Source organism: Granulicella sp. S156 (assembly GCF_009766105.1).
Lineage (GTDB): Bacteria > Acidobacteriota > Terriglobia > Terriglobales > Acidobacteriaceae > Granulicella.
This window is the reverse complement of sequence record NZ_LMUH01000024.1, coordinates 25,014-35,941: the sequence shown is the minus strand read 5'-3', so window position 1 is coordinate 35,941 and position 10,928 is coordinate 25,014. Positions and strand designations below refer to the sequence as shown.

General features: G+C 59.0%; 11 protein-coding genes. All 11 read right to left on the bottom strand.

Annotated elements, in window-relative coordinates; genetic code table 11:
- Positions 1 to 1,248 (bottom strand): DNA cytosine methyltransferase (locus GSQ91_RS18855; protein ID WP_216845331.1); only part of this gene is annotated, 1,248 nt, incomplete at its 3' end.
- Positions 1,245 to 2,363, bottom strand: coding sequence for a site-specific DNA-methyltransferase (locus tag GSQ91_RS25755; protein ID WP_216845329.1), 1,119 nt, complete (start codon positions 2,361 to 2,363; stop codon positions 1,245 to 1,247). The genes GSQ91_RS25755 and GSQ91_RS18855, both read right to left, overlap by 4 nt.
- 190 nt (positions 2,364 to 2,553) lie before the next feature.
- Complete coding sequence (locus GSQ91_RS18840; protein WP_158823318.1) at positions 2,554 to 2,949, bottom strand: hypothetical protein; 396 nt, start codon at positions 2,947 to 2,949, stop codon at positions 2,554 to 2,556.
- A gap of 257 nt (positions 2,950 to 3,206) precedes the next feature.
- A complete protein-coding gene (locus GSQ91_RS18835; RefSeq protein WP_158823317.1) occupies positions 3,207 to 3,599 on the bottom strand; it encodes a hypothetical protein in 393 nt (130 codons plus the stop codon).
- 2 nt (positions 3,600 to 3,601) lie between these two features.
- On the bottom strand, positions 3,602 to 4,285 hold the full coding sequence (locus GSQ91_RS18830; RefSeq protein WP_158823316.1) for a VirB8/TrbF family protein: 684 nt from the start codon (positions 4,283 to 4,285) through the stop codon (positions 3,602 to 3,604).
- Positions 4,286 to 4,287: 2 nt separating this feature from the next.
- Positions 4,288 to 5,109 carry a type IV secretion system protein gene (locus GSQ91_RS18825; protein WP_158823315.1) on the bottom strand — a complete coding sequence of 274 codons (822 nt, stop codon included), beginning with the start codon at positions 5,107 to 5,109 and terminating at the stop codon, positions 4,288 to 4,290.
- Positions 5,109 to 6,017 (bottom strand): hypothetical protein, encoded by a 909-nt coding sequence (locus tag GSQ91_RS18820; protein ID WP_158823314.1) that lies wholly within the window; start codon positions 6,015 to 6,017, stop codon positions 5,109 to 5,111. Before GSQ91_RS18820 ends, GSQ91_RS18825 begins: the two co-directional genes overlap by 1 nt.
- Positions 6,018 to 6,208: 191 nt before the next feature.
- On the bottom strand, positions 6,209 to 7,474 hold the full coding sequence (locus tag GSQ91_RS18815) for a TrbI/VirB10 family protein (RefSeq protein ID WP_158823313.1): 1,266 nt from the start codon (positions 7,472 to 7,474) through the stop codon (positions 6,209 to 6,211).
- Positions 7,475 to 7,484: 10 nt separating this feature from the next.
- Positions 7,485 to 8,243 carry a TrbG/VirB9 family P-type conjugative transfer protein gene (locus GSQ91_RS18810; RefSeq protein ID WP_158823312.1) on the bottom strand — a complete coding sequence of 253 codons (759 nt, stop codon included), beginning with the start codon at positions 8,241 to 8,243 and terminating at the stop codon, positions 7,485 to 7,487.
- A 28-nt stretch (positions 8,244 to 8,271) separates the two neighbouring features.
- Positions 8,272 to 10,734, bottom strand: a complete 2,463-nt coding sequence (locus GSQ91_RS18805) for a VirB4 family type IV secretion system protein (RefSeq protein ID WP_158823311.1) — start codon at positions 10,732 to 10,734, stop codon at positions 8,272 to 8,274.
- Positions 10,721 to 10,928 (bottom strand): hypothetical protein (locus tag GSQ91_RS18800; protein ID WP_158823310.1); only part of this gene is annotated, 208 nt, incomplete at its 5' end. The genes GSQ91_RS18800 and GSQ91_RS18805, both read right to left, overlap by 14 nt.

Sequence of the window (10,928 nt, the reverse complement as noted above, 5' to 3'; positions counted from 1 at the left end):
GGCAAGTTGTCCGCCACCGTTGGCGTGACTGGAGTCATGTCCCATGCTGCGCAGGGTTGGTGCGATCTCGTCCGCATCGGCTCCGTAGTCCTTGGCGGAGAAGGCGACATAGCTATTGCTGCTTCCTCCAGATGCGGAACGGATGCTTGCCGTGTCGGATGTCTCCGGCATAGCTCCGCCCTCACGTCCACGCAGATTGAACGCGACAGCTTGAGTTCCGCCGCCACTCTCCAGCGTATGGGCGACATCGTCGGAGAAGCCGGAGCCGTTCGACTGCGTGTGCGCAGTGCGGATGGCGACAGGCACCATGGGCGTTCCACGCCCGGTGCCGTCTTCGCTCGCGTCGAAGCCATCGGCTGAGAGCGCGTGAGCGATGAGCGTCTCGGTTTCGAAGTCCTGTCGTCCCATGCCACCGGCGTTGAGGCAATGGGATATCTCATCGGTCGACGAGAGCACTCCGGCGCCTAGTTGATTGCGGACGAAGCCGTCCTTGCATCCGGTATCGATGGTGGGGGCGGTGTCTGTGAGGCGACCGCCAGCAGGGCCGACTTCAACGCCTCCGGCAACTCCTTGCCGCGCTTCTCGGCGCGGCGGAGGATACCCCGACAGGCCGTGCCACTCAAGAAATACCGCTGCGGCAGCTCCCCAGTCTCCAAGACATCCGACAACGAAGACACGGCGCCTGCGCTGGGGTACTCCGAAAAACTGAGCGTCGAGAACCCGGTAGGCGATCCCATACCCGAGTTGGACCAGCATTCCGAGGAAGGCTCCAAACGTCCGTCCTCCGTCAATCGACAGGACACCGGGGACGTTCTCCCACACCAGCCATACGGGCCTGAGCCGATCAGCAAGTCGAGCAAACTCGATGGTGAGGTTGCCACGCGGGTCATCCAGTCCCGCTCGTTTACCGGCGATGGAGAAAGACTGGCAAGGTGTGCCTCCGGCCAGAAGGTCGATTGCTCCAACATCTTCTCTCCTTATGCAAGTGAAGTCTCCGGCGTTGACGACCGTGCCTTCGACAGGCAGAGCAACTATGTTGCGAATGGCTGCCGCGCGTTGCTTGGCTTCTTTGTGCGAGGACGCATCATGCGGACTCGGCATATGAAGCGGGCGCGATGCGCGATAGCGCGAGCGCAGCAGCCAACAGCAGAAGGGGTCGATTTCAGCGAACATCGCGGGAGTCCACCCCAGGGGTCCCCATGCGACCGAGGCAGCTTCGACCCCTGAGCAGACGGAGAGATATCTCATCGGCGCGCCTCCTGCGAGAACAGCGGGGCATCTTCACGAACACGTCTCTCCGACATGGCCACATACTCGGCGTTCAACTCGATGCCGATGTATTGACGGCCAAGTCGCAGAGCGACGAGGCCGGTCGTTCCCGCGCCGTTGAAAAGATCGAGTACGGTGCAGGGCGTTCTCTCCGCCTCGCATTTGCAGGGCGGCTTCCAGCCGACGGTCGCGGTCGTGACGACCGGACCAAGGCGGATGTCGTAGTCGCCGCTCTTCGCTTGGCCGCTGCCGGCATACTTTCCCTCCGGGGTGTTGCCGGATCTGCCGCTACCTGATCGAAAGGAGAGACCGCGTTGAACGATGCGCCTCCACGGCGCCCCGCATTTGGAGCAGCAACCGTGCTCGCTTGTTCCGGCGAGGATGCATGGTTCGACCAGCTTGGTCGGAAACACAGCAAAATGTGCTTCGGGGAATGCCTCAACAGCGATAGTCCAGACGGTGCGCTTGTTGCGGCGTGCGAAGGCAACCATCTCCGTAAGCCCGGATTTGGTCCGCATGTGAACGTCGCCATTCTCGAAGGCGGTCTTCCCTTTGTGTTTGGTGTTTCCGGGTGTCCCGCCTACTGCGATCTCTTTGATAGCTTCTGCGTCGTAGAAGTAACGGTCACTCTTTGTCAGAAGGAAGACGTATTCGTGACTCTTTGTAGGCCGGTCCGTGACGCTCTCGGGCATGGGATTGGGTTTGGACCAGATCACATCGGAGCGAAGCCACCACCCGTCAGATCGCAACGCGAAGGCCAGCATCCACGGGATACCCACCAAATCCTTAGGCTTGATCTGTAGCTGGTCGAACGCGCAATGGAAGGATGGCCGCGCGTTCATGTGAAAGCCGTTGGTCCAGCCATTTGTATCCGCGCTGGATCGTCGATTTTCCTCTCTGGCCTTTCTGTCTCCCCAGTAACCGGCGTAGGTGTCGCCGATATTGATCCAAAGAGTCCCATCGCGGCGAAGCACGCGGCGGACTTCACGGAACACAGAGACGAGCTTGGATATGTACTCTTCAGGGCTGGACTCGAGGCCAAACTGTCCCTCGACACCGTAATCTCGGAGTCCCCAATAGGGAGGCGAAGTCACGACGCATTGCACGCACTCATCGGGTAGTTCGCAGAGTCGCGACAATACATCGCCAACCATGAGGCGATAGCTTGTCGTTTCTCTATGGCCCGATATGTACTGAGCACTAATCAATCTGCGATCCTTCTTGTGCGAGTGCCGTGAAAGAGGAGGAGAGACTGCGAACGCACAGCCTCTCCGTGGACCCGAATCATGCAGGGTCCGGTTTGTACAGGGCGATGAGGGTGTCATCCGCTGCTGTTCTCGAAAGGGTCAGATCGAGCCATCGGATTGTGGTGGCGACGATCTCCGTGAACGGATACGCAACCTCGATGGCGACGTGACCGCCTATGCGCAGAACATGGATGCGACTGCGTAGCTCTCCATCCACCTCGATCTCATGGTCGCGGGGAATGGCGCGGATGAAATGATCGAGCTTGCCAACGCAGATGACTGTGTGTTCCTCGGCATAGGAGTATGGGTCGCCCTGACTGTCCAGATACGAGCCGTGGACTCGCAGACGGAAACTGGTATAGGTCAGATCGTTGCCGATACTGAACGTGGCGGGGACGCTTGCGATGATGCCAGCGAGCGATATGGAATTCATGGGGATGTCCTCCGTTATTGGGTTTGCCCGAAGCGTGCTCGGGTCACCCAACCGGCGAAGGTGCCCCGCTCCCAAGGCCAAGCGGCGTCTTTTTCGGAAGGTTCGGAAAATGTTTTTGCGTTCGTTGCATAAAGATTTTCTGAAAGCCGAAAAAGCAGAGACGCGCCGTGCCGCCGGGCGCGGGTGAAGCACCGAGCGGGTGCCCGAGGACGAGTCGGGAGAAACCCTGGAGGACAGCTGAATCATGACCGGATCTCTCATGCTGCACTCTGTGGCCGCGGACTGGTCTTCCGATCGCAGAGAAGATGAAGGGCCGAGAAGATGTGCGCCATCGTCGTGTTGTGTCCGTAGAGCACCATGTCGGCGTAGCGAACTGGCGCAAGGTCGCCAGCGCGATCGACCAGCAGCACCGGAACGCGTGCGTCGCTTTCAAGCAGGAGATGGATGAGTCGGCCGGCTGGGTCACCCTGCCGGGCGTGGATCAACACTCCGCAGACAAGCGAGGCATCTTTGCCCTTAGCGAGAGCGATCGCTTCTTTCGCATCGCGGACAGCGGCAACGTCGTAGTCGTGCAAGCGCAGCGCAAACGCCGTTGCAGAAAGGAGGTTCACATCGGCGCAATAGAGAAGGATGGGTTTCTTCGCTCTCATGGTCAGCTCCCGAATGCCTGGTCTTCGTGCAAGTAGCTGATGACGACGCCAAGCGGATTGGTGAGGAGCATCGAGTTCGGGACTTCATCGCGAAAGCCATAGACGACGTTCGCGGTCCAGCGTTCGCGGCTCTGCTCCTGCTGGTCGCCCAACGAATAGAAGACCTTTTCGAACTCGATGTGCGCGCGATACGGGGCCTGCCGCGTGTCGTCGAGCACGACCGCCTTAATCTCGATATCCACGTTGGGGGCACTGGGATCGAGAACGAAAGTCTCAAGTGTCTTGGCCTTGGTGACTCTCGCCAGCGTCGCACTCTGCAATTCGTTCGAGAAAAAGTTCAGCGACTCGGCGAAATCACGCTGCAGCGTGGCGTGATTTCGCCCGCAGTAAAGCTGGACCCAACGCGCGAGATAGTATTTGCTAACGCGCTCTACGGGTACTTTGGAGAAGTCTGCGTAGTTCACCACCTGGCCACGTCCGGCATCAGTAATGGAGATGATGAGCGGCTTCAGCCGCAAGGCAGCGGTCTCTGCTCGATAGAGGAGCGCAAGCGAAGCAAGCGTGACGACCGAGAGCACGAGGATGGCAACTTTCAGGTAGGTATTGGTCACAACCGGCTCCGCGTACAACTCGAGGAACTTGTGACCGGCATCGGTGATGGGGAGTCCGTTAGCTGTCGTTGGCATGATTACTCTCCCATCACGTTGACCCAGGTGCCGGCGCGACCGCTGAGGATGGCACTGGTGAGTTCGGGGATTTTGACCAGACCGTAGATGCAGACGAAGAGCGAAATCAGCAACGCAGGCAGGACGGTAAGAGCGTTCGAGATGGTGATCGTACCGATGGTCTGGAACATCGAGGTGAGGACCTTCGAGAAGACATAGATAAAGGCCGCGGCCACGACCTGATAGAAGCTGAAGCCGATGAATGCCTTGAGCCATCCCCAGAAGAGCCAGTCCATCTTCGGCACGATGAACCAGGGGATGAAGATCGGACCTAGAAGGACGCATACCGCAGAGGCGACGTAGCCGTAGGCGATCACTCCAAACGCAACCGCCTCCATCGTGGCCAGGATCACGGTAATCAGCAGATAGGTGAGGTCTTCGAGGATGTTGAAGCTGCCCGGAGGTGAGCCAAGCTCCTGCTCCTCATTGGTGATGGCATTGGCGATCTGCTGGGTCTGGTCGGACTCGATCTGGTTGGCGATGTTCAGACCCTCCTTGGTGATGAGGTCCGAGAAGCTGTAGCTGGTTCCAGGGATGGGCGAGGAATAGTACGTCAACATGCCCAGCCCGAAAGCGATCATCAAGATGAGGTCGGCGAACTTAGCGAAGTGAAAGCCGCCCCCTCCCTGGGAGGCGGAAAGTGCGGCTTTCACACCGAACCAGACAATGAGGATCACGGCCAGGCCACGGAAGATGTCGAGTCCCGTGGCCTGGAGTGTGTTGCTCTGCGTAGAGAGCAGTTGGGTGATAGCTTGCCCAAGCTGCGCGATGATGTTCTGTCCCATCAGTTGCTCCCGTTGATGCTGAGAGAGATGGCGTGCATGGAGTCGCTCACGCCGTTGTTCACGTTCTGCATGGTGGTGGGAAAGTTCTGCTGGAAGTAGACCGAGTTATTGAGCGCACGATTCTGCGCGTCGATCTGTTGCTTCTGCGCGATGAGCTGCTGCTGAATCGAAGCCGAGAGTAGCTGGTTGGTGTCCTGCTGCGAGTGGATCTGGAGCAGCGTGGCGGAGTTGATCTTGCCGAGCAGAGCGTTCTGGGTCTGCTGGCTGGGATCGGTCGAGAAGGTATCCGATTCGAGGTTGGTGAGCTTCGATGCGAACGCCGACTCGTTCGTGCGGATCGTTCCAAGCGTCGACAGCGTATTGGTCGTGGTTGTCTGCGCCAGCTCTGAGGTAGCGTACTGGTTGGCGACAGTAGCCTGTGTCCGCGAGTCGAGCGACGAGTAGTTGCCGGACGGATAACTCTGGACCTGGACGTAGGCGTTGTTATAGCCCTGCTGCGCCTGGGGCAGACCACCAAAGTTGAGGGCGTTTACCAGCGGCGACGTGTTGCCGTAAGTATTCGGCGGCGCGGCCAGGCTCTGCCACTGCGCCCAATCCGCCTTGTATCTGGCTTCCAGATTCTGCGGCATGGTCGCCATCTGATAGGCGAGGTTGTACATGGTGACGATCTGGGTCCGGGTCTGTTCGGCAGTGGTGAAGATCTGCGCCTCTTTCAGGAGGTGCTGCTGCCAGTTATTGAGCTCGGTCGCCCACTTCTGGAGCTGCTGCTCCCCCTGTTGTATTTCCTGAACAGCATGGGCACTTTGAGTGGGGTCGTAGACGATACCGGAGCCGAACTGCGCGTGCGCCGCGGGCGCGAGCGCAGTAAGAACGGCGAGAAAGATGCCATACAGCTTTAATGCCTTCATGGTGAAACCTCCGTGGAGACGCTCGAAGAGCGCCGGTTAAGGATGGACAGAGATGGTGATGGGACAGGGCGCGGAACGTACCTCAAGGCATTCCGGCACTCTGAACCGGCAGGGCGATGGCTTGGGCTGCGATGAAACATCGCAGCCCGCCATCATCAAGCAAGCAAGCGCACTGAAGAGGACCGTGCGCATCACATCACCCCCGGCATGTCGTGGTTCTCGTATGCAGGGAGCAGCATGTCCTGGGTGATGTAGACCTTGATCCGATGACCTTCGCGGATGGTGATGCTGGGAGGGATGTTCGTGAAGCGGTCGAGCACGGTCGCGCTCGACTGTGAAAGGCTCGAAGCAATGCCGGTCTTGTATGCCTCGGTGCCCGATTCGTTGTAGCCCTGGTTGGCGTTCGTTGCCTCTGCTGCTCCGGCAACGATGCCCAGTGCAATCGACGCGCCGAATATCTCGAAGTAGTGGTTGTTGACCTTGTCCTTGATACCGGTCTCGCCGGCCTGGTCGAGACCGTGAAACTGGTCGAGATCGACGGAGTATTTGTCCGGCATGAGCATCCGGTGGAAGGTGAGGGCAAGGCGCTTCTGGCCGAGCCCAGAGACCTTCTGCGCAGTGCCCAGGATGAATGTGCCTTCGGGGATCAGAACGTGCTGGCGATCCTCGCTATAGACGGGATTGGTCACCATGACCTTAACGTCCCCGGCAAACTCCCCGTCGAGACGATCTACCAGAACGGTGTCGATCGTGGTGCCCTCGAAGACCGCAAAGGGCTGGCCATGAGCACCGTTGAGATTGATCTCCGGCGCGCGTTTGGGCGTGGTCTGAGAGGCAGGGGCGGCCTGCGTAGGAGGGGTTGGCGGCAAGCTCGAAGATCGAGCCGGTGTCCTTTCGCCCACGTCGGCCGGTTCTGTAGACGGGTGTGGAGCGCCGTCTTGTGCGGAGACTAGATTCGACGCAAAGCGGGACTTGAAGGCCATCGCCCTCTCCGCATCCGCGATGGGATCGCGGGGCGGTTCCGCTGTGGCGGGCGGCGGCAACTGCGCAGCAGGAGCCGCGACGCCAGCAGTCTGCGAGGTGGGAGCGTTGGTTGCGGGCGCATTGATACCGGATGCAGGGATGTTGCTGTTCCGGACCTGTTGGGCCTGTTGGCTCTGTCGCTGGTCCGCGCTCAGGTCCTGTTCCAGCTCCCGAATCTTCCGCTGGTTCATGTCGGTCGATGCGCCCAGCGGAGACGATGCCGTCTCTTTCGGCGCAGGCTTCGCATGGTTCTTCGAGAACATCACGGCCATAAGGATGAGCACCGCGAGTCCTGCCATGACGTATCCTTGCGCCTGTTTGGGCACGACGCCTTCGGGCCGGACGCGCTTGTCGCGCAGGCCGGAGGCATTCTCGGGCGCCGGAGGCGCGCCCTGTGGCTCCGGTAAAGCGGTAGTCTGTTTTTCGTCTGCCATCACGCCTCCTCTACTGAGCCTTCCGTTGAAAGTCGAGCTTGTGCTTGCCGATTTCGAGATAGCCGCGATCGACGACGGTGGGGATGACGTAGGTGCCGTCTTTCAACTGGAAGGTGATGAGGTCGGGCTTGCCGTCCTTCAGCTCGTAGATCGAGAACTTCTCGGAGGCCGACGACTTGATGTAGGTGAACTTGTCGTCGTGGTAGATCGCGGATACGGCGAAGGGGCTTTCGTTGTGGAAGGTGTAATCGAACTGCAATGCTTTCGTCGGGTAGTCAGCGCGGAACTGCTCGACAGCAACGGCGGCGCGGGTCTGGGCAACCTGCGCCTGGACCCGCGCCGCCTCTACCTCGCCGGCCGATACGAGTTTGCCGGCGCCGTTGGCGGCGGCAAGCGACGACAGGTCGGACGGCTCGATAACAACCTTCAGGTCGGGGTCGCCGGACTCGACATCGTCCAGCACGAACGAGTACACCGTGCCTTTGTCGGTAATGAGGTTAAGGTTGGAGCGGATGCCTTCCTTAGCCGGGTGCAGGAAGCAGTAATTGCCAACGGTGTCGATGATCCAGAAGTCTTTGTCGCCGGTGGCGACTTCCAAAATCTTCTCCGTACCAGGAAGCTCGATCAGGGTGGTGTAACGCATCTTCGCGCGGACACTCACGATGTCGTTGGCGTGGTACTTGACGAGGCGGGCGGTGGTCTGCTGACCGTGAGCAACGGTCGCGGCAAGACCAAGTAGAAGGGGGATGATAGATGAAGCAGGGCGCATGAAAATCTCCTTTGAGGGTTGTGGTGAGTTATGCGTTGAGAGGGTTGGGGTAGTCCTGGGCGAGCCGGATCAAGCCTTGCTCCGGTCCGAAGCGGGTGAAGTAATCCTGTTTGCGGATGTTGTCGCGGGCGTTGTTAGTCGCCATCCAATAGCCGAGGGCATCGACTTCGAGCACAAGCTTTTTGGTGCCGCGCGGCTGGATCAGCAGTAACTCGCGTTTGGGCACAAGCGATTCCAGCAACTCAAGCTGGGTGTCATTCAACTGGAAGATTTCGGCGTACAGTTTGCGGTCGATGTTGGGGTTCGACAGGAAGATTTTGGTGGGGCAGGACTCGTTGACAATGTGCAGCATGTCGGACGATGCCAACTCGACCACTGATTGGGTCGCCAGCAGCATGGCGGCATTTTTCTTGCGCCAGGTTTTCTCGGCGCGCGTGATCCAGTCGCGGATGGTCTGATTCTTGAGGAAGATCCACGCCTCGTCGATGATGAACATTTTGAACGTTGCGGTATTCGCGGGCTTTTCGATCTCCGACGACGCCCGCTGCAAGACGTAAAACAACAGCGGCTCCAACACATCGGGGTAGTCCGCCCATCCATCGAAGTTGAAGGTCTGGAAGCGCGCGAATGCTAGCGTGTCCTGGGGATTGTCGAAGAGATGGCCGAATTGCCCGGCCTGTGTCCAGCGATACAGCCGCTCCCCGAGCGGGCCGAGAATGGATGCGAAGTTGGTGAGAGTGCGTATTTCTGCGGGCAGCTTGTACACGCGCTCGATTGCGGCAAATAATGCCTTCTCATCTTCCGGCGTCAGCTCGTAACGGCCGCCTGACTCAATCAGCACCCGCAGAAACAGATACAGAAAGTTCAGGTTCTCGTGGGTGGCTTCGAGTGAAAATGGATTGATCGTAAAGCCGGGATTTTTGAGGCCCACGTTCAGATAGGTTCCGCCAAAGGCCCGCGTCAGCGTCTCGTAGCTGCCCCCGAGATCGAAGACGAACGTAAACGGGTCGTACTTCTGCACGGACTGAATGAGGAAACTGGTCGAGAAGCTTTTGCCTGATCCCGTGGCCCCGAGCATGAGCGCATGGGCCACGTCGCCGCTGTGCTGGTTCAGGTAGTACGGCGTGCCGTGGGTGCTTTCAAGCACGGCGAGATATTCCCGCTCCAGATGCGGGTTCCATTGGTTACCGCTATCGATGGTGAAGAGAAACGACAGGTCGGCAAAGTTGGAGTTGAGTGCCCACTGCTTGCGAAGGTTGAACTGCTTGTTGCCTGGCACGGTGGCGAAAAAAGAGTTGAGCAGGTTGTAGCGTTCTTCGTAGAGCAGGCCGTCATGCTGGGTGAATAGTTTTTGGAATTCGGCTACGGCGTGTTCGACCTTAGCCAGGTCCTCGTCGTAGATCACAACGGAGAGCGTGAACTCCCCAAAAGACTTGCCCTCCATGCCCATCGCGGTGAGCGCATTACCAAGCTCCGCGACGGCGGCGGCCTTCGAGTCATCGACAAGGTTGTCCTGATTGCCGCTGTTCTCCCGGTCCTGAAGGTTCGATACAAAGCTGGTCTTTGAGTTGTGATGGTGACGCCGGCGGGATGCAATCTCTTTCCGCGCCTTCGCGTTATCGACGGGATGCCACTCGGTGACGACATGGAAGTTCGCCGGGATATCGAGCAGGCCGTTCAGCAGCAACGGTCGGGTCTCGGAGGGAAGCTCCTTCAGCGTGAGGACGCGGACATAATCGTCGTCCATGCGCAGGTAGCCGCGATGCGCCTCCAGCTCCGAGTCACACACCTGCCAGTCGAGGTGCCGCGCGCCGCACAGCGGCGCCTCGGCAATCTTGGAGGGGCGGAAGTTTACGAGACGCCGGATATGCCGGAAGATCCCTTCCGCCCCTAGCAGCTCGACCGTCGTAAGGTCGTCTAGCTGCCCACTCAAACTCTGAACCTTCTGCTGCAGCAATAGTCGGTCGCGCTCGATCTGCTCGTACAACAGGGTCCGCTGCTGCTTGCCTGCGAAGAGTGTCTTTAATTCTCGAAAGCCTTTTCGTGGAGACTTCGCGAGTTGGGACATGGCATGGAGTAGTCCAGTCTTGGCATAGTTGCCATCGACCATGACGACCCAGTACATCTCGATGCTGTACAGGCGATCGGCTTTGGACTTCAGGAATGCGTTGCGCTGCTCCACGGCGGCGCGGACCAGGGGACTGACGTACTCGGTGTAAGGAATTTCTGGCCGGTTGTGTTTGAAGAGAATCTGATAGAGCCGAGTCTTGTCATCGAGTGTGCGAAAAGCTGCTTCCAGCCGCTTGACCGCGTAATCACGGCCTGCATGGTCGAGGCTTTCGTAATCGATGCCGCCGATTCTGAGCACGCTGCCTAGATCGCCTGATTTCGTCAGAAAGCAGTGCTCGTCCCAGAATCCATACAGGTTGATGTGTGCCTGCAGGGACCCTGCTTCCTTCCAGTCCTTCGTAATGTTTTCAACCTTGAACATCGCGCCTCGCTATGCGTATCTCTGTCGGCTCAAACTTCATGGGGTCGTATCTGCGGCGGAACTTACCGGAGTTGAAGAGAACCTTCAGAATTTCCACGTCGTATTTGGTGGCACGGCGGGCGATCGCGACGCCGATGACGAACAGAGCGATACCGCCCAACAAGGAGTGCAGCAGGGAGAAGATGGCTCCTCCT